Origin of the sequence: Flavobacterium maritimum (assembly GCF_040049085.1) — a bacterium.
GTDB classification, from domain to species: Bacteria; Bacteroidota; Bacteroidia; order Flavobacteriales; family Flavobacteriaceae; genus Flavobacterium; species Flavobacterium maritimum.
In genome coordinates this window covers 346751-373319 of the sequence record NZ_JBDLZY010000004.1, presented here as the reverse complement: position 1 = coordinate 373319, position 26569 = coordinate 346751, and the positions used below count along the sequence as shown (strand labels likewise).

The 26569-nt window shown below is 34.0% G+C and carries 24 protein-coding genes; 8 read left to right on the top strand and 16 right to left on the bottom strand.

Going from position 1 to position 26569, the window contains the following annotated elements:
- Positions 1 to 32: 32 nt before the first annotated feature.
- On the bottom strand, positions 33 to 2564 hold the full coding sequence (locus tag ABEB23_RS10960) for a PIG-L family deacetylase (RefSeq protein WP_348812639.1): 2532 nt from the start codon (positions 2562 to 2564) through the stop codon (positions 33 to 35).
- 237 nt (positions 2565 to 2801) lie between these two features.
- Between ABEB23_RS10960 and ABEB23_RS10955 the strand changes: the two genes are divergently transcribed.
- Positions 2802 to 3758, top strand: coding sequence for an alpha/beta hydrolase (locus ABEB23_RS10955; RefSeq protein WP_348812638.1), 957 nt, complete (start codon positions 2802 to 2804; stop codon positions 3756 to 3758).
- A 70-nt stretch (positions 3759 to 3828) separates the two neighbouring features.
- Here the strand turns inward: ABEB23_RS10955 and ABEB23_RS10950 are convergent, their stop codons facing one another.
- The 8 genes from ABEB23_RS10950 to ABEB23_RS10915 all read right to left on the bottom strand — a co-directional run bounded on the left by ABEB23_RS10950 (position 3829) and on the right by ABEB23_RS10915 (position 10290).
- Positions 3829 to 4311, bottom strand: coding sequence for a hypothetical protein (locus tag ABEB23_RS10950; RefSeq protein WP_348812637.1), 483 nt, complete (start codon positions 4309 to 4311; stop codon positions 3829 to 3831).
- A gap of 176 nt (positions 4312 to 4487) precedes the next feature.
- Positions 4488 to 4805, bottom strand: coding sequence for a hypothetical protein (locus ABEB23_RS10945; RefSeq protein WP_348812636.1), 318 nt, complete (start codon positions 4803 to 4805; stop codon positions 4488 to 4490).
- A 186-nt stretch (positions 4806 to 4991) separates the two neighbouring features.
- On the bottom strand, positions 4992 to 6686 hold the full coding sequence (locus tag ABEB23_RS10940; protein ID WP_348812635.1) for a BamA/TamA family outer membrane protein: 1695 nt from the start codon (positions 6684 to 6686) through the stop codon (positions 4992 to 4994).
- A 202-nt stretch (positions 6687 to 6888) separates the two neighbouring features.
- Positions 6889 to 7419 (bottom strand): mechanosensitive ion channel domain-containing protein, encoded by a 531-nt coding sequence (locus ABEB23_RS10935; protein ID WP_348812750.1) that lies wholly within the window; start codon positions 7417 to 7419, stop codon positions 6889 to 6891.
- Between the two features lie 11 nt (positions 7420 to 7430).
- The gene (locus ABEB23_RS10930; protein ID WP_348812634.1) at positions 7431 to 8015 is read right to left on the bottom strand and encodes a Maf-like protein; all 585 of its coding nucleotides are present in this window, start codon (positions 8013 to 8015) and stop codon (positions 7431 to 7433) included.
- Positions 8008 to 8928 carry a geranylgeranylglycerol-phosphate geranylgeranyltransferase gene (locus ABEB23_RS10925; protein WP_348812633.1) on the bottom strand — a complete coding sequence of 307 codons (921 nt, stop codon included), beginning with the start codon at positions 8926 to 8928 and terminating at the stop codon, positions 8008 to 8010. Before ABEB23_RS10925 ends, ABEB23_RS10930 begins: the two co-directional genes overlap by 8 nt.
- An 89-nt stretch (positions 8929 to 9017) precedes the next feature.
- Complete coding sequence (locus tag ABEB23_RS10920) at positions 9018 to 9545, bottom strand: KdsC family phosphatase (RefSeq protein ID WP_348812632.1); 528 nt, start codon at positions 9543 to 9545, stop codon at positions 9018 to 9020.
- The gene (locus ABEB23_RS10915) at positions 9529 to 10290 is read right to left on the bottom strand and encodes a Rossmann-like and DUF2520 domain-containing protein (RefSeq protein WP_348812631.1); all 762 of its coding nucleotides are present in this window, start codon (positions 10288 to 10290) and stop codon (positions 9529 to 9531) included. The genes ABEB23_RS10920 and ABEB23_RS10915 overlap by 17 nt, the downstream gene beginning before the upstream one ends.
- Before the next feature lie 199 nt (positions 10291 to 10489).
- Between ABEB23_RS10915 and ABEB23_RS10910 the strand changes: the two genes are divergently transcribed.
- Positions 10490 to 13693 carry a cytochrome c biogenesis protein CcsA gene (locus ABEB23_RS10910; RefSeq protein WP_348812630.1) on the top strand — a complete coding sequence of 1068 codons (3204 nt, stop codon included), beginning with the start codon at positions 10490 to 10492 and terminating at the stop codon, positions 13691 to 13693.
- A gap of 173 nt (positions 13694 to 13866) precedes the next feature.
- Here ABEB23_RS10910 and ABEB23_RS10905 read toward each other — a convergent pair whose 3' ends face one another.
- Positions 13867 to 14652: an anti-sigma factor gene (locus ABEB23_RS10905; RefSeq protein ID WP_348812629.1), complete on the bottom strand. Its 786-nt coding sequence runs from the start codon at positions 14650 to 14652 to the stop codon at positions 13867 to 13869.
- Positions 14652 to 15182, bottom strand: coding sequence for an RNA polymerase sigma factor (locus ABEB23_RS10900; protein ID WP_348812628.1), 531 nt, complete (start codon positions 15180 to 15182; stop codon positions 14652 to 14654). Before ABEB23_RS10900 ends, ABEB23_RS10905 begins: the two co-directional genes overlap by 1 nt.
- 242 nt (positions 15183 to 15424) lie before the next feature.
- On the opposite strand from ABEB23_RS10900, the gene ABEB23_RS18360 reads away from it, so the two are divergent.
- The 5 genes from ABEB23_RS18360 (at position 15425) to ABEB23_RS10875 (ending at position 21015) form a co-directional block, all read left to right on the top strand.
- Positions 15425 to 16075, top strand: coding sequence for a DUF4331 family protein (locus ABEB23_RS18360; protein ID WP_348812627.1), 651 nt, complete (start codon positions 15425 to 15427; stop codon positions 16073 to 16075).
- A 33-nt stretch (positions 16076 to 16108) separates the two neighbouring features.
- Positions 16109 to 16663 (top strand): DUF4331 family protein, encoded by a 555-nt coding sequence (locus ABEB23_RS18355; protein ID WP_348812626.1) that lies wholly within the window; start codon positions 16109 to 16111, stop codon positions 16661 to 16663.
- 93 nt (positions 16664 to 16756) lie between these two features.
- Positions 16757 to 18052 carry a tetratricopeptide repeat protein gene (locus ABEB23_RS10885; protein ID WP_348812625.1) on the top strand — a complete coding sequence of 432 codons (1296 nt, stop codon included), beginning with the start codon at positions 16757 to 16759 and terminating at the stop codon, positions 18050 to 18052.
- A 7-nt stretch (positions 18053 to 18059) separates the two neighbouring features.
- Positions 18060 to 20273: a TonB-dependent receptor gene (locus tag ABEB23_RS10880; protein ID WP_348812624.1), complete on the top strand. Its 2214-nt coding sequence runs from the start codon at positions 18060 to 18062 to the stop codon at positions 20271 to 20273.
- 157 nt (positions 20274 to 20430) lie between these two features.
- Positions 20431 to 21015, top strand: coding sequence for a glutathione peroxidase (locus tag ABEB23_RS10875; protein ID WP_348812623.1), 585 nt, complete (start codon positions 20431 to 20433; stop codon positions 21013 to 21015).
- A gap of 149 nt (positions 21016 to 21164) precedes the next feature.
- Here ABEB23_RS10875 and ABEB23_RS10870 read toward each other — a convergent pair whose 3' ends face one another.
- Together ABEB23_RS10870 and ABEB23_RS10865 are read right to left on the bottom strand one after the other, a co-directional pair.
- The gene (locus tag ABEB23_RS10870) at positions 21165 to 22112 is read right to left on the bottom strand and encodes a tRNA dihydrouridine synthase (RefSeq protein ID WP_348812622.1); all 948 of its coding nucleotides are present in this window, start codon (positions 22110 to 22112) and stop codon (positions 21165 to 21167) included.
- 69 nt (positions 22113 to 22181) lie between these two features.
- Positions 22182 to 22679, bottom strand: coding sequence for a GNAT family N-acetyltransferase (locus ABEB23_RS10865; RefSeq protein ID WP_348812621.1), 498 nt, complete (start codon positions 22677 to 22679; stop codon positions 22182 to 22184).
- A gap of 94 nt (positions 22680 to 22773) precedes the next feature.
- On the opposite strand from ABEB23_RS10865, the gene menD reads away from it, so the two are divergent.
- Entirely contained in the window at positions 22774 to 24435 is a 1662-nt protein-coding gene (gene menD, locus ABEB23_RS10860; protein ID WP_348812620.1) for a 2-succinyl-5-enolpyruvyl-6-hydroxy-3-cyclohexene-1-carboxylic-acid synthase, read from the top strand.
- A 12-nt stretch (positions 24436 to 24447) separates the two neighbouring features.
- Here menD and ABEB23_RS10855 read toward each other — a convergent pair whose 3' ends face one another.
- From ABEB23_RS10855 to ABEB23_RS10845, 3 genes are all read right to left on the bottom strand, one after another.
- Entirely contained in the window at positions 24448 to 25098 is a 651-nt protein-coding gene (locus ABEB23_RS10855) for an endonuclease III domain-containing protein (RefSeq protein WP_348812619.1), read from the bottom strand.
- Between the two features lie 7 nt (positions 25099 to 25105).
- Complete coding sequence (gene msrB / locus ABEB23_RS10850) at positions 25106 to 25492, bottom strand: peptide-methionine (R)-S-oxide reductase MsrB (RefSeq protein WP_348812618.1); 387 nt, start codon at positions 25490 to 25492, stop codon at positions 25106 to 25108.
- Positions 25493 to 25577: 85 nt separating this feature from the next.
- Positions 25578 to 26444 carry an alpha/beta fold hydrolase gene (locus ABEB23_RS10845; RefSeq protein ID WP_348812617.1) on the bottom strand — a complete coding sequence of 289 codons (867 nt, stop codon included), beginning with the start codon at positions 26442 to 26444 and terminating at the stop codon, positions 25578 to 25580.
- Positions 26445 to 26569: the final 125 nt, after the last annotated feature.

The window sequence follows — 26569 nt, the reverse complement described above, 5'->3', positions numbered from 1 at the left end:
TATTTTTTTAGTTTCCATTTTTTTTGAATGTGTTAAGGCTTTATATTTTGGGCAGGCAATACAACTGGGGATTTCAAGGAAATGATATTTGACAATAGTCGGTAAGCCCCGGGAACACCTTCAGGCAATTCTCTAAAAAGACTTAAACCGGTATAAATATAATATCCTTTCCCATAAGGAGCCACCAATAAAGCACCGTTTTTAGGTTTTTCCCCTTTGTCATTAGATGATAAAACAGGAGTGAAGGCAGCATCAAACTCATTCGGATAGTACAGACCTTGCTCTTGTTTCCATCCTTCAAAATCTTTAGCTGTAATTTTGTTCGGTGTGTTCAAAACAGGATGTTCAGGAGCTAAGAATCGTACTTCTGCATTTTCTTCTGTCACACGATCACGTGAAATTTTCATTGGAAACGGAGCAATAGCAGGTGTCACCAAATCGTCAGGTGTATTGTATTGTACCAGCATAGTTTTTCCTTCTTTTACAAAATCAAAAAGAATGGTTTGCTTGTTTGCCAATGTCTGTACTGTATTATAGGCACGAATTCCTGTGATAACCACATCCAGATTAGAAAGTTTCTCAGCGGATATTTCTTCTGGTTTTAACAGCGTTACTTTATATCCCATTTGTGTCAGGCTTTTAGGGATTTCATCGCCAGCTCCCATAATGTATCCAATTTTTTCTTCATTCACATTCAGATCTATTTTGATACATTTTGCTTCAGCAGATTTTAACACCTGCTGTTTGGTGATATGGCTGTATTCAATAATAATCTGTTCCTTATCGTATCGTCTGTTATCAATAATGGCAACGCTTTTGGCGACAGCTTCATCCGATTTATTAGGAGGGGTCACATCAAAATAAAAGATTTGCTCTGTTCCTTTTTTGTCCAATTGAAAAGGAATTGCTTTTGGGAAAACTATCCAATTCTTTGGTAATTCTAATTGTAAGTCCCCTTTAACATTATCTTTCCCTGATTTAATTCTTACACCTACAGATTTGCTTTTCGTATCTTTAAAAAGCAAAACCTTGTCTAAAATAGAAGAGGTTACGTCCGGAACAATATCCAAATAATTATATACTTCCCCTTTTACATCATCGTTGTATTTATAGACAACAGTACGTTCATACGGTATTTCAATTCCGTTGATTTTTACAAAAAACAACACTTTTGCTTGACGGATAATATCCGGAATTCCAATATTTTTTTGATCGATTACAGTATACATTCCAGTAGTTCCTTTTTCATCTAACCAATAAGGCTGTGTGTAGTTTATAGCTGGATGTAGTTGTAAATCAAGATTTATATTTTCTACAATATTGTTTTTTAAGGTCTTATTCTGAATACTTGATGTTTCGTCCGGTAATGTCGTTACACGAACCAATTCTATTGGTATTGGACTTCTATTGATAGCCTCCAGTTTTAGTTTTACAATACTTCCGGGAGTTGCTTCCTGATTTTGAGCTACCGCTTCAAGATATAATCCCGAACAAGCGGCAATTATTTTTTTTATCTCTTCCGATTTTAAAGTTGTCCAATGATTTTCACCTAAAGACTGCATCATGGTATAGGCTTTCGCCAAATTCGGAATACTGGCCGATGGATTGTTAAAGTCAAATTCTGAAGCAATTTTTGCCAACAAATCGCCGACAGGTTTTCCGCCTTTTACTCGGTTCCAACTTGTATCAATACCTTCAAAAAGTGAGGATTTATCTTTTAAAGGATCCCCATTGATAAACTCTAAATATTCTGTTTCTTCGCCACGACTTCCGGTACTTCCAAAACCTTGTGATTGATGACGACTGCGACTTAGAGCGGCAATCTCCTGATTGGATTTCCCTACCGAAGCAAAGTAAACTCCTGTTTGCATCGCAATCAAATTGGTTTTATCTGCTTTGTTAAATTTTTCCTGACTTCCGTAAAACCACCATGAAGTATTAAAGAACTGACGTTTGGGCTGCCAAGGTTGTACCAACTTAAGTTGCTCTGGATAGGTGTTTGGGTTATTGGCTAAATTAAAACTTTCTACACTAAGCATTGCAGAAGCGGTATGATGACCATGGGTAGTTCCTGGTGAACGATGGTCGAAACGATTGATAATCACATCGGGTTGAAATTTTCTAATGGCCCAAACTACATCTGCCAGTACTTTTTCTTTCTCCCAGATTTCCAAAGTTTCACTTGGATTCTTAGAATAACCAAAGTCATTGGCTCGTGAGAAGAACTGTTCACCACCATCTATTTTTCTGGCTTCAATCAACTCTTGCGTTCGAATTACCCCAAGTAATTCCCGTAATTGGGATCCTATAAGATTTTGACCGCCATCGCCGCGTGTCAAAGACAAATAACCTGTCCTAGCTTTGGTCTCATTAGCCAAATAGGAAATTAATCGGGTATTTTCATCATCTGGATGAGCTGCTATATAAAGGACCGAAGCTAAAAAATTAAGCTTTCGGATTTGATTGTAAATTTCAACTGAATTGGGTTTGGGAGGTTGCTGCGCAAGAACTATTGAGAAGGGAAATAAGAAAATGAAAAGTATTTTTATAGGAATCTTTCGCATACCGTATGTGTTTTTTTGGACTAGCTTCAAAAATACTAATTAAATTATAGGAAAATAGACCAATATTCAAAAGGTTATGTTAATATTTTGGGAGTAATTCGGGAAAATTACATTGGATTTCTGAAAGTCTTGTAAGTCATTGATTGTTCAAAAAAACATGACCAAAATATTAAAATCTAAAAGTAGAATGCTAAATTTGGTATTGTATCGTTTTCAATACTAAATAACTATTTGATTATGCCTGAAATAAAATATATTGAAGATGTTTTAAAGAATGGTTTTGAACAAACAACTATCATTCAGCCTGATGATTACGAAGGTAAAGTGATAGCAACACTTATTAGAAAACGAAATTCGGGTCCCACTACAAAAGCAGTGCTTCATGTACATGGTTTTAATGATTATTTCTTCCAAAAAGAAATGGCAGAAGAATTTATTCAACATGGATTTAATTTTTATGCCATCGATTTGAGAAAATACGGACGCTCCATACTTTCGCATCAGAAAATGAATACGATGAGGGATTTATCGGAATATTATCCCGATTTGGATGAGGCTCTTTCAATTCTCAAAAAGGAGGGAAATGAACAAATAGTACTTTCAGGACATTCGACCGGAGGATTGATAGTTAGTTTGTATGCTGCGGATCGAAAAGGAGAAGAACAATTTGATGTTTTGTTTTGTAACAGTCCATTTTATGATATGAACAAGCCTTTGTATCAGAAAAAAATCCTTATTCCTTTAATATCCGTTATAGGCAAATTGCTACCTGATTTACCTGTACCTGGTGGTTTTTCAGAATTTTATGGAAAAAGTTTGCATAAAAATGATCATGGCGAATGGGATTATAATCTAAGTTGGAAACCTCATGTAGCACCTTATTTGACTGCGGGTTGGATTAATGCCATTCATCAAGGTCATTTGAGAATAGATGAGGGGGTAAAAATTAATAAACCCATCTTGATACTACATTCCGAAAAATCATTTTTTCTTAATAGATGGGATGAAAAAATATTTACTGGTGATGCTATTTTGAATGTAAAAGATATTCAAGAAAAAGCTACTAAAATCGAAGCTCCTCAAAAAAACATTATTTCGGTAGACGGAGCTGTTCACGATATGGTCCTTTCAAAAAAGCCAGTTCGTGCTACTGTTTACAGAATTGTTTTTGATTGGCTGAACAAAAATCTGTGACGAAAATAAAGGGCATAAAAAAAGAGAGTATCGATTAAATACTCTCTTTTTACTTTAGACAAACAAGGAATTAGTGTTTTCCGTGTCCATTCCCGTGTCCATTCCCGTTTCCGTGTCCATTATTTCCTTTACTCTTATGGTTGTCATGATCATGATCATCATAATCGTTACGGTCATCTCTATAATTTTTTTGTGGTTTCCCTTTATATCCCTTATAGTACTTTCTTTTATGGTCATGATAATGGGTGTATGGTCTTGAGCCGTGATAATCATTTAAAACAACTTTATACCCATTGTATAAATCATAATTTCTGTAGTGACCAGGTAAGTATCTTGAACGAGTCCATTTGCCTCCTCCAAAATAAATGAATTGGGTTGCACGAATATCGTAATAGGCTTCGACATCAGGCAAATAATAATATTCTACATTTGCATATCCTACTGGACCCCAAGCTGGTGGTGTTCCTATATTTACATTTACCGAAATTTGCGCATGTATCGAACTAGATACTAAAAGAATTACTCCTACTGCTATTAATTTTAATGCTTTCATTTTTTTTGTTTTTAATTAATAATAATTTATGTGTAGTCTTTGGGGAAAAACTTTGGTTCTAAAACCAACAACTGTGCCAATCTAAATGTTCCCAATTTACTTAGTTGCTATATTTAAAAGAATAAAAAGATAAATATCTATTGCTTAGGTTTTTATCTGCCTCAAAAAAAATAATTTTATAATAAAAGAATCAGCAAAAGAATTACAATGATAATGGCACCTACTGATAAATAAACACCGTTTCCTGTAGATCTTAATTCTGCATTAATGGCACGAACCTCTTTACGCAATGCTTTTTTTTCTGAGGATTTTAGTTCTGATTTGTCCATTGCTTTAATTTCATTTAAGCGATTGAGCAATACTTTAACCTCCTCCGGAACTTCTTTAGGATTATCTGAAATCGCCGTTGTATTTTTTTCAGTAGCCATCATTTCCATCGGATAAATACTTAACGACAACACCATCATCATTAAATATAAGCTTAGTTTTTTCATCTTATTTTTGGTTTTTAGTCTAACATTATTGTTAGGGTAAAGATAAAAACACATAGCACTGCTTTTGTTTCATTTTTCTTGCTAAAACTTGTAAAATTCACATATTCAACAATTTAAGCACCTAATCTATTTTAGAGTTAAAACTCTAATTTTAGAAAACAAAATGGCATCGAGAGATAGTAGCCTTTATTTATATATTACAGTTCTTGGCTTGGCTAATTCAAAGTGCTGAAAGCCAAAATCGGAGGATTCAAAAGAATTGGTTTTAAAAACGTCATGACCAAGTCCGGGAATATAAGGGTAGTAAGAAAGGGATATTTGCAAATTACTAAAAACCAAAGCATCGTTGGAAAAACTAAATCCTATTCCAATTTTGGAATAGGCCCTGCTTTGAAACAATCCATTTTCAGGAGTTCCCAATACAGCGATTGCATAATTCAAATAAGGATTCAGGCGAAAGCCCCATAAATTCCAAGGCGAATAAGTTTGTGTCTGTAATGTTAGGGCCATTTTTTCAGTACCATATAAAGCACTGTTGAAACCTGAAATCCCATAACCTTCATTAATGGTTATTTGATCTCCATTGGAATCTAAACGATTTATCCCTATTATGAGTTCCGGCTTAGCGAATTGTCTTAACTTCCAATTTCCAAATTCAAATAGATTCGTAAAATAATTTGCCTGTAAAGTGAATGCTGTCTGAATCGTTTTTGATTTTTCAAAAAAAGTACCAACTTCAAAATTGGTACTTAAAAATCCCCATTTATGATAATCTCCAAAAGAAACCTGACCACCTAAATAGTAGCGATCTAAATTGTTTTTGTATTGATAACCGCCGGTAATACCATATATTCTTCCTATGGGGACATCTTCAATAATTCCATTTCTGAAAATATAGCGGTCTTGGACAAATTTTCGAGAAGTGATGCCAATACCGGAAAGAATGAATTTCTCATTCGAATAAAAATCAATGGGATCATATTCTACAGTAGGGCTTTCCGGGTATTTTATATCCAAAAAACGAGCTGACACAATGAGATTACTAACTCTTTTGGTCTCAGTATTTCCTTTAAAGATTCTAAAAGCTAGTCCAACCCAGTAATCCTGTGAATTGTACTTGAAATTTTGTTTGGCATAGATCAAATTGGAATCTTGAAGCGTATCTTGTAGAAATTGTTGCCTGAAAGTAATACCACCTGCCCATTTTGCAAAAGGAGAGTAAAAAGGACGGTCTATATCTAAACCTTTACTATAATAATTGTCTGAATCAACAGCATAGTTTACAGATGTCTTAATGAAAGTATTTCTGATATTGGGTATAATATAAAGCAAAGCATAGGTGTTTTTGCCTTCGCTGTAATTATTTATGTATTTATTGTTAAACTCATGGCCAATCCCCATGAAATTATTTTCATTGAAATCTATTGAAGCCTTTGAACTTGAAAAAGCCGTTTTTGGAATTAAGCTCCAAGAATCCAGTACCCGAAAATAAACATCAACTGAATCCGATTTCTCATTCGGTAGTGTTAAGGTAGTATGAACACTTCGAATGTATTTCTGGGTTCGGATTAAACGTTCGGATTCTTTTACCAACAAGGAGTCCAAGCGCGTATTTCTTTTTATAATCAATAAATTCCGAATGACATATTTCTTGGTTCTAATATGCATTCTGTTTCCCGTTTCCAGAATCTTTTTAGTAGGTTTTTTGGTAGAATCAATTTCTGAATATCCAAAAGGATCGAGTGTTTCGATCGTTATTTTTCGAATAATCTTACCTTCAAATTCTTTGTATTTATTACGGACAGGCTTTTCTTTTTCATCCGATGTTTTTGTACCATATAACTGAAAATCTTCACGTTCTCCAGAAGGCTCTGATTTCATTTGGGCTATTTGCGAAAAAGAAACCTGATAGCAACTGAATAACAGAAAAAAAAGAATCAGTTTTTGCGTTTGAAACATCTCAAAAAAATTAAAAATTAAAATATTAATCTTCTTTTTTTATTGTGTTTGATACTACTCTACAATATCATGTCCAGTCTTTTTCTTTGAGAATTAATTTAGTTTCACAGGGAGTCAAACTAAATTAATCCATAAATTCTTTTTGTTCATAATGGTTTCCCAAAATTGATATCCCTTTTTGCAAAAGCAAATTATTAGGGTAGATAATCTTCTCACCGTCTTTGGTACTTAAATAAACATGAAATGCACTAATGTCTTCAATTACACCTAAAATAGGAAAATCTTTATCATGAATTCTGATTGTGTCTCCAATTTTAAACGGAAAAGAAAAAAACAAAATAATTCCCGAAGTTATATTACTCAAAATAGACCATTGCGCAAACATGGCAACACCAACGACAGTTGCTATTGAAGAAAGCGTTATAAAGATATCTTTGGTATCAACCCCCCAAATAATAATCAATGCAGCTACTGCTAATATATTAATCAATAAATGAATATACTTGATAACTAGATTCGTACGACGTTCTATTGTCTGACTTGATTTGGCATAACGTCTGACTAATTTAGAAGTCATCACACGCATCACCAAAATGAACAGAAATAGAATCCCGGTCGCTATTATTTCCCGCGTGAAATCATTGAAAAAAGTCATCATTTGTAGTTTTATGCTAATTTACTCAAATATTCGTAAACTTTATCTGTAGGCATTCCCATAACATTGGCATAAGAACCTTCAATTTTTGAAACACCAATAAAACCAATCCATTCCTGAATACCATATGCACCGGCTTTATCATAAGGTTTGTAATTTTCAAGATAATATCGAATGGCTTCATCGCTTAATTCATTGAAAGTCACTTTTGTCATTTCATTAACCACTTCCGTTTTCTCTGTAGTTTTAAAACAAACTGATGTGATCACCTCGTGTGTGGTATTCGATAAAGATTTAAGAATTGTGAATGCTTCCTCTTCGTCTTTTGGTTTACCTAACGCTTTCTCGTTATGCCAAACAATAGTATCACTGGTAATCAGGATTTCATGAGGTTTCAATTCTCCTTCAAAAGCACTGGCTTTCAATTCAGCCAAATAGTTTGTAATTTCCTCCGCTTTTAATTCCAATGGGTAAACTTCCTCAATTTCTTTAAGTCTGATTTCAAAATCCAAGTCTAAATCCTTGAAGAATTGTTGACGTCTTGGTGAACCCGAAGCTAAAATTAAAGAGTATTTTTCTAATTTATTTTTAAGCATTGTATTTTATATTTAAGCTAATAACAAGAACAGACAATATTCCAAAAAAGAGAATCCATTTTAAAAGTAAACTCAAGCTGCGAAATTCTTTTTGCTTTTTTGCTGTCCAAATTTTCACCACAAAATAGAGTAGAGGCCCCAAAACAAAAAGTAACATATACAATGTTGCGTATAAAAGTGGAATCAGATAGGTATTGATGTAAATCAGAATCACAAAAATTGGAATAAAGCTTAGTCCAAAAGTTATTTTTGCCGTGCGGGAGATCCCTAAAACAATAGGTAATGTACTCATTCCTTGATTATAATCCCCATTTACGTCTTCTAAATCTTTAACAATTTCCCTAATAAAGTTAATCATAAATGCAAAAACAGCAAAATCTAAAAGTATCGAAAATAAGTTTGCCATCATGGGTTGGTTTTCTGGAGTAATCACCGGAAACAAGTCAAAAATCCCGATGATAATAACACTAATTGAAAGTAAAGCCGCTACTATGATATTACCTATAAGTACCATTTGCTTTAAGCTGGTGGCATAAAAATAGAGTGCCGCGGCAATCATGATAAAGATCGAAGCAAAACCTGGTTTTCCAATCACATTTGATAAATAGAACCCAATTCCAACTCCAATAATATTTAACGCTACATAGATATTATAAGCATTGGTTTCAGAAATACCTCTGCCAATAATTACTTGATCTGGTTTGTTGTCATTGTCTGTAGCCTGATCAAAAATATTATTAATAACGTATCCGCCTGCGGCAAGCAAAACAGTAGAAAGCACCAATAATAGGTACTGCCAATCATTCAAAGCCAAAGGGATATTTTCTAATTTCAAAAAACCATAACGAAAAATAAGCTGCATAAACGCAAGCATGAGTAGGTTTTGGTAACGTATGAGTTTGAGGTATTTCATGTTTTTATTAGTTTTCAGTCTCAGTTTTCAGTCTCAATATTCAGTATAAAGGGGGGACTGAATACTGAGACCGAACAGTAATACTTTTATTAATCGTGTTTCCCGTCAAAATGAGCCATCCATTTTCCTTGCACTTTCATTACTTGCTCTATAACATCACGGGCAGCGCCTTTTCCTCCTTTTTTATGCGAAATATAATTAGAAATCGCTTTTATTTCAGGACTTGCATCTTGTGGACAAGCCGCTAATCCTACCAATTTCATAACGTGATAATCCGGTATATCATCTCCCATATATAAAACCTGTTCCGGTTTTATTCCATATACATCGGTATATTCGTCAAATGTTTCAACTTTATTAGGAGTTCCTAAATGGATATCTGTTATTCCGAGATTTCTCAAACGTACACGAACACCTTCATTGCTACCTCCTGAAATGATACATACATTATACCCGCTTTCTACCGCCGCTTTCATTGCATAACCATCACGGATATTCATAGTTCTCAAAATATCTCCGTCATTGGTTACAAAAACGGAACTATCCGTAAGTACACCATCTACGTCAAAAATAAACGTAGTAATTTCATTCATTATTTCTTTATAACTTTTTGCCATTCTCTTGTATTGATTGTGTTAGTATTTTATAAATAGTTGCTTGTTTTTCATTCGATAAAAACAATTGATGGGCTTCAATTGTTTTGACATCATTTCGTTTTGCCGGTCCGGTCTGGGCTTCTGCAGGAGAAAGTGTATTTATCTTTAGAGCCGTTTCCAATATCAGAGGTTTCAAAATCTCAAAAGGAATTTGGTTTTCATTACAGATTTCGTTTCCAATTTGATACAAATGATTAACGAAATTATTAACGAAAACGGCGGCAACATGAAGTGCTTTTCGTTGTTCTGAACTAATTGAAAAAACCTTATCAGATAAATCCTTTGCGACTTCTTCCAATAATTGAAAATCAGTTGCATTTTCGCTTTCTAAACAAATTGGAATCGTTTTAAAATCTACGGGTTTATCTTTTGAAAATGTCTGCAACGGATAAAAAACACCTTTTCTGTTTTTAGTATCCAAAGCATCTAAAGCGACACTGCCAGAGGTATGAACCACAAAGCGATCCTTGAAAGGTAGTTGTGACGAAACTGTTGCAATAGCATCATCCGATACCGCAATAATATATAAATCGGCTTCCAATAATTGATTAAAATCAGTAGCAATTTTAGCGGCATCGAGCAGGTGGGACAAAGCTTCTTTTTGTCTCGAATAGACTTGTATCAGTTCTACCGCAGTACTTTTTGCGAAAGCGCTTATCAAGTGTTGTGCAACATTTCCGGAACCAATAATAATTACTTTAGTCATACGGCAAAATTAACAAAAAAATGAAGATTGTTTCGATATTAATTATATTGATTTTATAGTATAATTCCAGTGAAAACAGAATTTATCCCTTCTAATGGTAAGTCCTTATTTTTGGATTAAATTAACAAATGTGCCCACATACAAGTCAACAATTTTAAGTACTTTTGTTGCACTTTTAAAAAAACGTAATTCCTTACAAATGGATAAAAAATTATTTTCTATTTTGTTCTCTACACGATTGATGGCCCTACTTTTTTTAACTTTTGCAATAGCAATGGGCGCAGGAACTTTCATCGAAAGCAAATACAATACTGATACTGCCCGAATTTTAGTTTATAATTCCTGGTGGTTTGAAGCCATAATGGTTTTCTTCTTGATTAATTTCGCAGGTAATATTAAACGTTATCAATTGCTAAAAAAAGAAAAATGGGCTACTTTATTACTTCATTTGTCTTTTATTTTTATTCTTTTGGGAGCTTTCGTAACTCGATACATCAGTTATGAAGGTATGATGCCTATTCGCGAAGGAGCTGCCGAGAATCAAATCTATTCAGATAAAACCTTTCTTACTGTCTTTGTAGACGGAGAATATAAGGGAGAAATGAAGCGTCGAGTTTTTGAACAACCTTTATTAATGTCGCCAGTTACCAACAATGACTTTTCTATCTCGGGGCAGTTTGACCAAACACCTTTTGAAGTGGAATATAAAGACTTCGTAATGGGGGCCAAAGAAACCATCAAAGCTGATGAAAAAGGTACTTTGTATCTAAAGTTGGTTGAAGCAGGAGAAGGTGGCCGTGAAGAGCATTTCCTGAAAGAAGGGGAAGTTCAAAATATTCACAACGTTTTATTTGCTTTAAATAAACCAACTGATGGCGCCATCAATATAAACACCACAGGTAAAGAATACACTATTCAAACTCCATTTGAAGGTAATTTCATGCGTATGGCAGATAAATTACAAGGTCAGGTGACAAAAGATATTGTACAGCCATTAATGATGCGTTCCTTATATACTATTGGTGAAAAACGATTTGTTTTCCCTAATCCGGCTGTAAAAGGAGTGATTGCTTACGAGTCTGATAACGACTTTAAAGCTAAAAATCATCAGGACGCCTTGACTGTTAAGGTTTCGGCTGAAGGACAGGAAAAAGAAGTTACCATTTTGGGTTCTAAAGGTCAAATAGGAGAACCGAAAACAGTACGAATTGGAAAAACAGATTATAGCTTTTTCTACGGTAGTAAAGCCTATGTTTTACCTTTTAAGATAAAATTGAATGATTTTATCGCTCAAAAATATCCAGGAACCGAAAAAAGTTATTCCTCATTTGAAAGCCAGGTTACCGTTTTGGATTCTGTTAAACCTTTTGATGCCAGAATATATATGAATAATGTTTTGGATCACGAAGGCTACCGCTTTTTTCAATCTAGTTTTGATCCGGATGAAAAGGGGACAGTACTATCTGTAAATCATGATTTTTGGGGAACCACGCTTACCTATATTGGTTATTTTCTGTTGTATTTTGGTATGATGGCTATTATGTTTACTAAATATTCCCGTTTTGCCGATTTAAAACGAAAATTAGAAGTAGTGAAAAACAAAAAAGCAAAATTGTTGACCATTTTAGTGCTGCTATTCAGTTTTAACAGTTTCGCTCAGGAACATGACCATTCCGCTCACGACGGACATGCGCACGCTGAAACGGAAACAGCCCAGGAAAATCATTCGAGTCATACTAAACAAGTTTTAAGTCAAAAGCAACTTGATTCGTTGTTGAATAAGTTTAAAGTTTCTGAAGCGCATGCTGCCAAATTTGGACGTTTGATTATTCAGGATGCCGGCGGACGAATGAAACCGATTAATACTTTTTCATCAGAATTGTTGCGAAAAGTAAGTCATTCTGATACCTATAACGGAATGAATTCTGATCAGGCCTTTTTGTCTATGACACAATATGCCAGCGCTTGGATAGAGATTCCTCTTATTTATATAAAAAGCGGAAATGACAGTATCCGTAAAATCATAGGTATTGACAAAGAGGCAGAATTCGCTCCTTTTGTAGCCTTTTTTGATGAAAAAGGCAATTACAAATTATCTTCTTATTTAGAAGAGGCTTTTAAAGCAGCCAATCCAAATCAATTCGAAAAAGATTTTATTGAAACGGATAAAAAAGTGAATTTGATGGAATCAGCTTTAAGCGGTCGAATCTTGAAAATTTTTCCTATCCCAAATCATGAAAATGACAAATGGATTTCCTACCTGGAACTGAATGAATCCGGTATGAAAGGAATGGATTCTACTTACACCAAAAGTATTTTACCATTGTATTTCGGCACTTTAAGCAATGCCTCTGTCTCTAATGATTATAAATCGGCTGATGAATTACTGGAAAGTATAAATGGTTTCCAGAAAAAATTTGGTGCCAAAGTAAGACCGAGTGAAGAAAAAATATCCTTAGAAATCGCTTACAATAAATACGATGTGTTCAAGAACTTGCCGTATTGGTACTTGACGGCGGCTATTTTGATGCTATTATTTACAATTCTTAAAATATTTAAGGAAAGAAAAGCTTTGAACTATTTAGTTAATGGAATGCATATTATTGTTGCGTTACTATTTACTTTACATACCGCCGGACTTATAGCGCGTTGGTACATCTCAGGTCATGCTCCTTGGAGTAATGCCTATGAGTCGATCATTTATGTAGCTTGGGCGACGATGTTTTTTGGTTTGGCTTTCGATATAAAATCGAAACTTACAGTTGCTTCTTCCGCCTTTGTGACCGCAATGATTTTGATGGCAGCTTATATGAACTGGATTGATCCAGAAATTGCAAATTTACAACCTGTACTTAATTCTTATTGGTTAATGATTCACGTAGCAGTAATTGTAGCGAGCTATGGACCTTTTGCTTTGGGAATGATTTTAGGAGCTGTTGCTTTACTTTTGATTTTGTTTACCAATGAAAAAAACAAAGCCAAAATGGACTTGAATATTAAAGAAATAAGCTATATCAATGAAATGTCTTTGACCATTGGTTTAATTATGTTAACCATCGGGAACTTCTTAGGTGGACAATGGGCCAACGAGAGTTGGGGACGTTATTGGGGTTGGGATCCAAAAGAAACCTGGGCTTTAATTAGTATCATGGTTTATGCTTTTGTGATTCATGCTCGATTTGTACCTTCTTTACGAGGCAAATGGATTTTCAATTTGATGAGTATGTTTGCTTTTATTTCAATCTTATTTACCTATTATGGCGTAAACTTTCACTTAGTAGGATTACATTCCTATGCTAGTGGTGAGGCTCATTCCTTAAACTGGATCTGGTATTCGATGGGAGGAATATTGTTATTTGGAGCGATTTCTTATCCAAAATACAGAAAATATTATAAGAAATAAGGTTTAAATTATTTTAATAAAAAAGGTTCAACTTTGCGGTTGAACCTTTTTTATTACTGAATAAAATCATCTCATTTTTAAGCCCTTATTAAAATCTAATCTTACTATTTTGATTTCTATAAAACTTAAGGACGCTTATATCTTAATGGGCAACATTCAATTTAAAATGTTTATTATACTTTTCCTAAGGTGTACAATTGCTCCATTGTAGGGGTTAAACTTCCTCCGGCCGGTTCAAGTGTTATACCAAAAGCTTCCGCCTCTCCGATATTGTTTACAGCAAACATTTTTTGACTATTGGCATCAAAGTTTTCTAACAATCCAATACTTGTAGGAGTCAAAGGAGTCAATTTCAACGCCCACACTTGATACACCATTCCTTTTGGTGGTTTTGGTAAACCTGACGCATCAACATAAACCGTTTGGGTTTCTTTATTCCAATATACTTTTGCAGAAGATTCTGGAGCTACGGTTTGTCCGCCAAGAGCCACAACAGTATTCCTGCTGTCTCTGACTACTGCTAAGCTTGTTTCATTTGCCTTATTTTGCAACTTCAAAACATTGTATTCTTTTTTGAGTTTTGCTTTTTCAATTTCTGCATTGGTAACCTGAGTATTTGTCTGATCCAACAGATTGTACTGATAAGCAATACCTGCAAAAAATACAATTGCTGCAGCCCATCCAACATACTGTATCCAATTTCTGCCAGGCTCAAAATCAATTACTTCTGGATGTTTGAGTTCCAGCTTAGACTTAATTTTCTCATAATTAGCTACAGAATGAAATGGAGAAAAACTAGAAGACAACGCAACAATAGACTTTTCTATAGCGATAATTTCATCGTTAATTTCCGGGTGATTTTTTGCGATAAGGCTCACTTTCTCATTTTCGTCTTCGCTCAATAAGCCGTAGACATAAAGTTCCAAAATACCTGATTCTATATATTCTTTTGTATCCATTATAATTTCAAATAATTTCTTAAATCATTAATACAGTTTCGATTGTGTGTTTTTACAGTTCCCAAAGGAATTTCTAATTCCTCGGATGCCTCTTGCTGTGTATAGCCTTTAAAAAACAATAAATCTATTATTTGAATGCATTTTGGTTTTAATTTTTTTACAAATTCCTGAATTCCAATTGCATCAATCTTATTGACCAGTTTATTACTGTCGTCAAATAGATGTACGAAATTATCATAAGAAAGGTTTTTTTGACTGTTGTTAAAATTTTTAGAACGCAATTTATCTATAGAAGTGTTTCTAGCAATATTTAAAATCCAAGTATAAAATCGGCCTTTACTTTCATGGTAAGAATCAATGTTTTTCCAAATTTTGACAAAAACTTCCTGAAGCACATCTTCCGATTCTTCTCTATTTTTTACAAGAACGTTAATCACCGCGAACAAACTTTTAGAATACATATCATACAGATAGGTAAAAGCTTTTTCATCTTTCTTATAAATCAATACTAACAATTCCTCTTGGGTCATATGCTTTTTTATTTAGCTTTTACAAACTTATACAATCTTAATCAGAATTGGCAAATTTTATAACAATCGTCCTTAAAATAATTAAAAACAAAACATTTTATATTTTTTTTAAATAATTAAATAGCTGTATATATGGTGTTTAACTTAAAAATTAAGTTTTTTTTAATTTTTTTTCAAAATTTTTAAAACCAAAACGAATCCAATCCCGTAAATGCATTTATAACCTTTTAATAATTAACAAAATGAAAAAAACAAAAATGATATTAGGTCTATCGCTGGTTGCGGTTTCAGGCTTAATTTTAGTAGCTGCCGATCATATTGATGCTCCGGCTGTAATGGGTAATGCTTCAGATATAACTGATGTATTTGCTTTTCAGGGACAAGATTCAAACAATTTAGTATTTGCTGTAAATACACAGGGATTGTTAAGTCCAAACGCAACTGCTGCTGCTGCATTTGATGAAAATGTTATGATTGAAATAAATATCGACAACACAGGTGACAATGTTGAAGATTTAGTAATTCAAGCAATTAAAAAAGATGACAAGATGTATTTCTTTGGTCCAGTAGCTCCTGGAACAACGGGAACTTCAAGTACTGTTAAAACTGCCGCCGCTTCGGGAAGTGTAACTATTTCTTCTTATGGATCAACAGCATTGATAGCAGAAAAAAATGGAATGAAATTTTTTGCAGGACCTAGAGACGATCCTTTCTTTTTTGATTTGGGACAATTTAAAGCCATCCTTGGCGGTACAGCTACAGGATTTAATAATCCGGGCACTGACACTTTTGCAGGAACAAATGTACTTTCATTAGTTGTAGAAGTTCCAAAATCAATGCTAGGAACATCAGAGACTTTAAATTTTTGGGCAGAAACTAAGAAAAAACAATAATTAATTTATTTTTTAAAACTAAATACAAACATCATGAGTAAAACAAATAAATTCAAGATTATAACAATGGCACTTATAGTTGCGGTTGTTTCGGTAAATTGTGATAATAACGATTCAGACAATGATAACATGGCAAGTCTGGATTTTTCAGGAACTTTTGTTCAACAAGATCAAATGGCAAGACCTGCAATTAATACTGTATTTATCGCTTCAGGTCAACCTAAAGATGATTTTAATGCTGCCATTCCTTCAGCCATGGGAGCAAAATACCAACCCATTTTCAAATCCAGATTATTGGCTTTAAATGCGGGCTATACTACTAATGCTTTAGGACTGGATGCTGATGCTTTTACAGGAATTTTGGCTACAGATGTTTTAGGAGTGTCTAAAGTAAAACCAACTACATTCTTTGACGGAACAAATGTTTTGACAGGTAGAGCTTTGGCAGATGATGTAATTGATGTGGAATTGTTATTAATTTTCGGAGGCCCTACAGGTGGTTCAAATCCAGGTCTTACTTCAGATAATGTTGATGCAAACGATAAAGCTTTCGGAACAGCTTTCCCATATTTGGCCGCAGCCTGGTAATATTTCTTAAAAAACAGGGCGTACTTATTTAAGGCTCCCTGTTTTTTTTAGAAACAAACAAACAAACAAACAAACAAACAAAATTATTAGAGTATGAAAATTTTTAAAATGATTCCATTTTTGGTTTTCGCAATCCTATCTATGGTCGCTTGTACTTCTAAACCAGAACAGATTACCCAAAAAGCAGATTATGAAAACTATTTGGATGTAAAAGAAAATAAGTCACTGACTTTTGCTCAAAAAGAAATTGATTTTTGGCAAAAGAAATTCGATGCGGCTCCTAATCAAATCAGTTATTTAAGTCTAATTGCCGCAAATTATGCCACAGTTTTCGAATATACTGGTGATATAAAAACTTTATATAAAACCGAAGAGTTATTATTCCAATCTAACGAGGAATATAATTATTCCAGAGTTTCTACAGTTCGCTCATTGGCACGAAATTATATTTCACAACACCGTTTTAAAGAAGCTTTAATTCTAGCTAACAAAGCATTAGCAATAGGCGAGGGCAAAAAAGAAACCCAAAAATTACTATTTGATGTTCAGATGGAATTAGGAAATCATGAGGAAGCTCTAAAAAATTTGAATGCCATAAAAGACATGAATAATTTTGATTATTTGATTCGTTTGGCGAAATGGAATGATCATAAAGGGGATTTAGATACTGCGATTACTTTTATGGAAAAAGCTGGAGACATTGCAGAAAAAGAAAATAATAAAACACTGAAAATTTGGTCTTATTCCAATTTAGGGGATTTTTACGGACATGCAGGCAGAATTCAGGAATCTTATGACTGTTATTTGAAAACATTGGCTTTAGATCCAAATTATTCTTATGCTTTAAAAGGAATTGCCTGGATTGTTTTTTCAAAAGAAAGAAATACAAAAGAGGCCAATAGAATTATTGATGCAATTGCCAGTACTCACAATACTCCTGATTTTTATCTATTAAAGTCTCAAATTGCTCAATTTGAAGGAAATAAAACAGAAGAAATAAAAAATAGGAGCGCTTATTTTTCAATGATGAAAAATAATAATTACGGGGCGATGTACAACAAATACAATGCTTTGATTTATGCCGATGACAAAAAAACGGCCTCAAAAGCATTAGAAATTGCTAAAATAGAAGTAGACCATAGACCGACTGCTGATTCCTATGATTTACTGGCTTGGTCTTATTACAATTTAGGTGAAAATAAAAAATCATTAGAAATTGCTAAAAAATATGTTGTTGGAAAATCTTTTGAGCCTAAGGTGCAATATCATCTTGCTATGATTTATAAATCGAATAATTTAACCCAAAAAACAGCCTCTATTAAAGAAGAGTTGCTTTCCAGCTTATACGAATTGGGGCCTAATTTTGAAAAAAAGATAAATCAATTATAAGGATTAAATGAAAAATATTTTAGGAATTCTAATTGTCCTTTTAGGATTTTGCACATATGGTCAAGTTATAAAAGGCAAAGTAGTTGATCTTGATGAAATTCCTGTGGAAAACGCTTATTTGGTTAATACAAAATCTCAAAGTCATGCACATACCAATGAATTTGGAATGTTTAGTATAGACAAAACTGCAGTAGGTGATCTATTGAAAATAAATGCTTTGGGCTATAAAAAGACCAATTTTTCCATCACTGGTTCAGATGAAAAAATTGTTCTCGAAGACGATATTTTCAGATTGAATGAAATAGTGATTCAGCCAAAACTTTCTGCCATGAACATAATTTCTAAAATCGATTTACAAACGACTCCAGTAAATTCATCACAAGAAATATTACGAAAAGTACCTGGATTATTCATTGGACAACATGCCGGCGGAGGTAAAGCAGAACAATTATTCCTTAGGGGCTTTGATATTGATCATGGAACAGATATTTCTATTTCAGTGGATGGATTACCTGTAAATATGGTTTCACATGCTCACGGTCAAGGTTATGCCGATTTGCATTTTTTGATTCCGGAAACGGTTGATCGAATTGATTTTGGGAAAGGTCCCTATTATTCAAACAAGGGCAATTTTGCTACAGCAGGCTATGTAGGATTTCAAACCAAAGATAAATTAGAAAAAAGCAGTATTGGTTTAGAAATAGGACAATTCAATAGTTTAAGGACTGTAGGTTTGTTTAATCTTTTGGGGAACCAAAAAACACAAAGCGCTTACATTGCCACGGAATATATTCTAACGGATGGGCCGTTTGATTCTCCTCAAAATTTCAACCGAATGAATCTGTTTGGGAAATATTCAGCAATTTTGACGGATAACAGTAAATTATCAATTTTGGCTTCTCGCTTTTCAAGCAAATGGGACGCTTCCGGTCAGATTCCACAACGTCTGGTGGACAATGGAACGATTTCCAGATTTGGCGCTGTGGATGACACCGAGGGAGGAAACACTTCCAGAACCAATTTTAGCGCTAGCTTAAGTAAACCAATTAACGAAAATACTTTCCTGAAATCCAATGCATTTTATTCTAACTATCGATTCGAATTGTATTCAAATTTTACTTTTTATCTGGAAGACCCAATTAATGGCGACCAAATCAGACAGAAAGAAGATCGAGATATTTTTGGAATGGATGCCGAATTGAATCATAAAACTAAGATTAATGAAATAGATGTTTTGCTTCAATACGGTTTAGGTTTCCGTGCTGATGCCACCAAAGACACGGAACTTTCACATACTCTAAACAGAAATACCACTTTAGAACAAATAAAATTGGGCGATATTGATGAATCGAATCTATTTACGTATTTGAATTCGGAATTCAATTTTGGAAAACTAATGATTAATACTGGCATTCGTTTGGATTATTTTAAATTCAATTATCAGGATAAATTAGCTGCATCATACGAAACACAATCCGAATCAAAAGTCAAATTATCTCCAAAACTGAATTTTATCTATTCTCAGAATAACAAATTACAGTTTTTCATAAAGTCGGGCATGGGTTTTCATTCGAATGATACTCGTGTTGTAGTACAAAATAGTGGAAAACAGATTCTACCTGCGGCCATTGGAACCGATGTTGGTACTATATGGAAACCACTCCCGAACCTGATTCTTAATACTGCTTTATGGTATTTATTTCTGGAACAAGAGTTTGTTTATGTGGGCGATGCCGGAATTGTAGAGCCTAGCGGAAAATCAAAACGAATGGGGGCCGAATTAGGACTTCGTTATCAATTATACGATTGGTTGTATTTGGATGCTGATGCGAACTACACCTACGCGAGAAGTATGGATGAACCTAAAGGTCAGGATTATATTCCACTAGCACCTGATTTCACCACCACCGGAGGGTTGAGTTTCCAAAAAGCCAACGGCTTTTCTGGAGGAATTCGTTACCGATATTTGAAAAATCGTCCGGCAAATGAAGACAATTCTATTGTTGCCAAAGGTTATTTTGTATCAGATATGAATATCAATTATCAATTTAAAAACATCAATTTCGGTATAACCATCGAAAATATTTTTAATACAGAATGGAATGAAACCCAGTTTGCTACTGAATCAAGATTACAAAATGAACCAAAACCAGTTGAGGAAATACATTTTACACCGGGAACACCCTTCTTTATAAAGGGAAAAATAATCTATAGTTTTTAATTGATCATTTAATTTTGTTGTTTCTTTGTTTGAAAGCCTGACGTTTGTTTGTGTGTCAGGCTTTTTTGTTTTTAACTTCTGTTTAACCAAAATATTTTTTTAACCAACAATTAATTGTTCTATTTTTATAAAAAATAAAAACAAATATCATCTGCGTATGAAAAATCTATTATTTATAGCCAGTTGTGCTATTATGCTTTTCAGTTGTCAAAATCAGGCACAATCTAAAAAAACAGAAAAAAACATGAATACACCAATAGCCAAAGAAACGATTTATCAATTTAAAGTAGAAGATTTATCTGGAAACACTTTTGATTTTTCAACTCTAAAAGGAAAAAAAATAATGATCGTGAATACCGCTTCAAAATGCGGACTAACACCTCAATACAAAGATTTAGAAGCTTTATACAAAGAGTACAAAGACAAAGGATTCGTGATTGTAGGCTTTCCGGCTAATAATTTTGCTTCACAGGAACCGGGCACCAACGAAGAAATTGCTGCTTTCTGTCAATTGAATTATGGAGTTACTTTTCCTATGATGGACAAAGTTTCTGTAAAAGGAGACGATATGTGTGCGGTGTACCAATTTTTAACACAAAAAGCCAAAAATGGTTTGCAGGATTCACAAGTGGAATGGAATTTTCAAAAATACCTTATCAATGAAAAAGGGGAGTTAGAAAAAGTAATTTCTCCAAAAACATTACCAACTGACCCTGAAGTAGTGAATTGGATTAAAGGATAATTTTTTAATATTCGGTGGCACAAAAAAGAGTTTGCTAGTCAAACTCTTTTTTTATGAATGAAATTTTATAATTTTCAGCGTAAATGAACCTCCATTTCTTATAGAATTCAAATAAAAATCTAAATGTAAAAGTTTTAAACCAACTCAATCTATTTTTCCGCTGCTATAATTTCTTTAACCGCCGCTTCATAATTCCGAATGCTCTTTGTTTTGTTTATTTTTTTCAACACCTTATGTGGATTGGAGAATATCACAGAGAAATATTCCCACAGATGATGCATCTTCAATAAAATATGGGCTGATCCAGAAAGCGACTCACTATAACCTTCGTAAAGAGTATCGTGAAAAGCACTGAATAATTCCATCTTGTTTTCAGGATATTCTAAAGAATTGCTTTTTATCATACTTGGCAAAAATGGATCGGCAATCAATCCTCTGCCAATCATCCAATGGTCAATAGTAGGAAAGCGTTGCTGCATCTCCTGAAATTTAGCTACCGAAATAATATCACCATTGTAATACAGTTTATGTTTGGTGTTTTCTATACATTGTTGAAATGCATCCAAATGCACGCCTCCTTTATAAAGTTGTTTCCCTATGCGCGCATGTATTGCAATATTCTTGATAGGATAGGTATCTAAAATAGGTAGAACATCCAGAATTTCTTCCGTATTATCATAGCCCAAACGCATTTTCATAGAGACGATAATGTCCGATTCAGAGTGGGCTCTGTCAAGAATGTGATTGATTTTTTCGGTATTACTGATGAGACCGGAACCCATACCGGACTTGGTGACCATCGGATAGGGACAGCCTAAATTCCAGTTCAATTCTTTATACCCCAATTCCTGAACATATTTGGAAACAAATAAAAACTCATCGGCATCGTTGGTTATAACTTGCGGAATCACCTCTAAACCAATATTATTTTCGGGAAGTAAATCTCGTTCATAAGAGGCTTTAATGATTAGTTTTCCGTTTAAACGAATATAAGGAGAATAATAAGTGTCAATTCCTCCAAAATATTTATTTTGTGCATTTCTGAAACGAAAGTCGGTAAATCCTTGTAAGGGCGATGAAAGTAAGGTGTAGTCCATGATATGTAAAGTCGTGCAAATATACTATTCTTTACACGGTTATGCTTTACCTAAAGCAATAATCCCTTTTTATTTTAAAATCAACTGCATAAAAACTAAATCCAGCCAATGGTCAAATTTGTAACCAACTTCACGAATAGTTCCTACCACTTTGAATCCAAACTTCTCATGAAATGTAATGCTTCCTTCATTCTCCGCATCAATAGCACCAATCATAACATGATAACCCTGTTTCTTTGCCAGTTGAATAAGTTCGCCCAATAATAATTTCCCGACACCCTGACCTATAAATTCTTGGGCAACATAAACAGAATGCTCCACAGTATATTGATATCCTATTTTTTCTCTAAATGTACCATAAGTAGCATATCCAATCGGCATATTTTCAAATTCAGCAACAATTACAGGTAAATTCTTTGCCATTTTATCTTCAAACCATAATTTTTGTTCTTCAAAATCATGCGGCTCATAATCATAATTAGAGGTACTGTGAAGAATTTGATGATTCACGATTTCTAATATTGTGTCAATGTCAGCAAAAATGGCTGGTCTTATCTTAATTTCCATAGAGAATCAATTTTCTTTCAAAAATAACAAATCTATCTAAGAATAGAGAAAAACCTTCACAACTTTGTATCTTTGCTACTTTGAAACTTATATAATGATTTACCCCAAAATACCTTTAGCGCAAAGCATCATCCAAATTTGTTTAGCCAAAGGAATCACCACCATCATAATTTCTCCGGGCTCACGAAATGCGCCTTTGACAATTGGTTTTGCCAGCAATCCTGCTTTTCAATGTTACAGTATTGCTGATGAGCGGACTGCAGCCTTTTTTGCACTTGGAATCGCACAACAAACCAAACAACCCGTAGCATTAGTCTGTACTTCGGGTTCTGCTTTACTAAATTATTATCCTGCTTTTGCAGAAGCCTTTTACAGTCAGATTCCTTTGATTGTGATTTCTGCAGACCGACCGCAAAGCAAAATTGATATCGGTGACGGACAAACCATTCGTCAGGAAAATGTATTTCATAATCATTCATTATACAATGCCAATTTGCATGAAGATGTTTCGGAAGAAAATGATTTAAAAATCAACGAAGCCATTAACACAGCTATACTGAAAAAAGGGCCTGTACATATTAATGCCCCTTTTGAAGAGCCATTATACGAAACGGTTACGGAACTTTCCGTCTCTCCTTTAATTTCCGCTTCCGCAAATACTACACAGACGACTTCTATCGAAAATGTATCTGAGTTTGTAACTATCTGGAACAATTCTACCCGAAAAATGATTCTGGTGGGAGTAAATGAACCCGATACGATTAATCAGGAAACCATTGATGCGTTTGCAAAAGATGAATCAGTCGTTGTTTTAACGGAAACGACTTCAAATTTCTATCATCCGTCTTTTATCAATAATATCGACACCATAATTACCCCTTTTACTACCGATGATTTTGAGACTTTCCGTCCCGAAATTTTAATCACTTTTGGTGGAATGGTTGTCTCTAAACGAATAAAAGCTTTTTTACGAAAGTATAAACCTAAGCATCATTGGCATATTGATACTTTAAGGGCTTACGATACTTTTGGTGCGTTATCACAACATTTCGAAGTAAATCCGAATGTGTTTTTTGATGAATTCTTGCCTTTAACGAATCAGACAAAAAGTGATTATTTCGAAAAATTAGACGCCGTAAAAAAGTTACGTAAATTGAAACATGAGGACTATTTATCTAAAATTCCTTTTTGCGATTTTAAATTTTTTGAAAAGCTAATTCCTCGTTTACCGAAAAACAGCCAATTACAAATCAGTAATAGTTCTGCGATTCGTTATGCCCAATTAATAGACATAGATCCTTCGATTGAAGTTTATTGCAACCGCGGTACTAGTGGCATTGATGGAAGCACATCAACCGCGATTGGTGCGGCTGTAGCCAATAATAAGCCTACCGTTTTTATAACTGGTGATATTGGTTTCTTGTACGATAGCAATGCGCTTTGGAACAATTACATACCTAAAGATTTCAAAATTATTTTAATTAATAATGGAGGAGGGGGGATTTTCAGAATTTTACCTGGACATGAGGAAACACCCGTATTCAATACGTTTTTTGAGACCTCACATTGTCATACTGCAGAACACCTGGCTAAAATGTACGGCTTGGAATACAGTATAGCCAATGATGAAAGTAGTTTAGATAATGCGCTTACAACTTTGTTTGGTCAAAACGACAAGCCAAGTATTCTGGAAGTTTTTACGCCAACACTAGACAATGACAAGATTTTATTGCAGTATTTTAAGGAATTGATTTAATCGCAAAATAATTTATAGACCTCCAAAAGTGGTTTTATAATACTTGCAAACACTATTAATCGGACAGATATCACATTTGGGTTTTGGGCGGCAAATTTCTCTTCCAAGGAAAGAAATAGCCATGCCAATATCTCCCCAAATGGCTTTTGGGAGAACCTGCATTAATTGTTTTTCCACTTTATTACCATCCTTACTTTCCTCAATTAATCCAATTCTGGGCGCAACTCTGATGACATGCAAGTCTGCGATAATTCCTTCTGCAGGGATTTTAGCCTCACGAAGAATTACATTGGCTGATTTTCTTCCAATGCCTTTTAGCGCAGTCAGACCTTCCATAGTAAGGGGAATATTTTCGTCTTTTTTAATGGTCTGTGCGATTTCTAATAACCAATTGGCTTTGGTACCAAAATTCCTGACAGAACTAATATAGGAAATTAATGCTTCCACATTTGACACAGAAAGACTTTCCATATCAGGATAAGCCTCGAATAGGACAGGTGCAATTTTATTAATGTGCGCATCCGAATCTTGAGCGGACAGCACAACCATTACTAAAAGTTGATATAAATTATGGTAGTCTAAGGGATGTTTCCTGCCCTTGTATTCGATTAAAATTGGTTCTAATTTTTTAGCCCAATCGTCTGATTTTCCAAATAAATCCATACTAATATTATTTAAAATCAATAGATAAAGAGTTTACACAATACCGTTGACCCGTTTGGGTTGGTCCATCGTTAAAAACATGTCCCAAATGACTTCCACAATTGGCACATACAATCTCTACACGTTTCATTCCGTGAGTGGTATCCTCAATGTAGGCTACTTTTCCAGGAATAGATTCGTCAAATGAAGGCCATCCACAATGAGCATCAAATTTGGAATTGCTTTCAAACAGTGGCTCTGAACATGCGCCACAGCAATAGGTTCCTTTTTCATAATGCAAATTATACTTTCCCGTATGCGGATATTCTGTTCCTTTTTGGCGAAGGATTCTATAGCGTTCCAAGCTTAGTTGCTCTTGCCATTCTTGTTCTGTTTTTTCTAATAGATATTTCATTACTTGCTTTATTTTTAATTAAATAATAGTACAAACAATCCTGTTTTTACAAATGAATCATAATTCACAATGTGTTGTAAATTAATTATTTACCTACCACAAATTGAACTGTTTTTTCGACAACTTTATGGTCTCCCAAAATTTTCCGATGCCCCAATCCTTCAGTTAACATAAGCGTACCGTTTTTTGTATGTTCGTGAATATGAATACCTGCTTTTACAGGAACTTCAAAATCATCTTTATCATGAATTACTAAAATCGGAATGGATATCTCTGATGCCGCTTTGTAACCGGAATAATTATCCATTTTTTCACCATATTTCTTTTCAAAATGCAAACGCAGTCTGGTACTAATATCTGGTTTTAATTCTAACTTCGAAATAAAATCGTCCATAATATCTTGCACAACATCTCCACTACCAATAATTACGGCTTGATCCACTTTCAAACCTCTCTTCACAGCATTCAAAACAGACATGCCGCCCAAAGAATGCCCTACAGCTGCTTCAAACGGTCCAAATTGCTTTTCAATTTCAAAAATACTAGCTATAAAATCAACCATTATTGAATTATTTCCTGGTGATTTACCGTGGGCAGGAGCGTCAAAACTAACAGTCGAGTAGCCTTCTTTTATAAATGCATCGGCAATTTTAAATAATTGCGTTCCTCGACCGGACCAGCCGTGGACTAATAGCACTTTTTTGTTGCTTTCTCCATATTGGTAAACCATTACTTGCTTATTAATTGCCGGTACAGGAATTAATACTTGCTTGCTTTTATGATCCATTTCCAATTCTCTTTTTGGAACTTTATGTTTTATAGGGGACGTAAATAATTTTGCTGCAAAAAGCGTAACTAATTTTGGAGAAATAAAAGAGAAAAATTTACTTATTAAGATAATAATCCTTGGAATTTTTAACGATTGTGTGGATTTTCTTGTTTTTTTTGTCATTTAGATAAATTTTTATCTTCGTTAATATGTTGTTTTTTTTTTAGTAAATTTAGAAAACATAAAAGTAGTATTTTTTATAATTTTTTAGCGGATTAATTAGTATTTGCTTAAAAGAGTAGATTGTA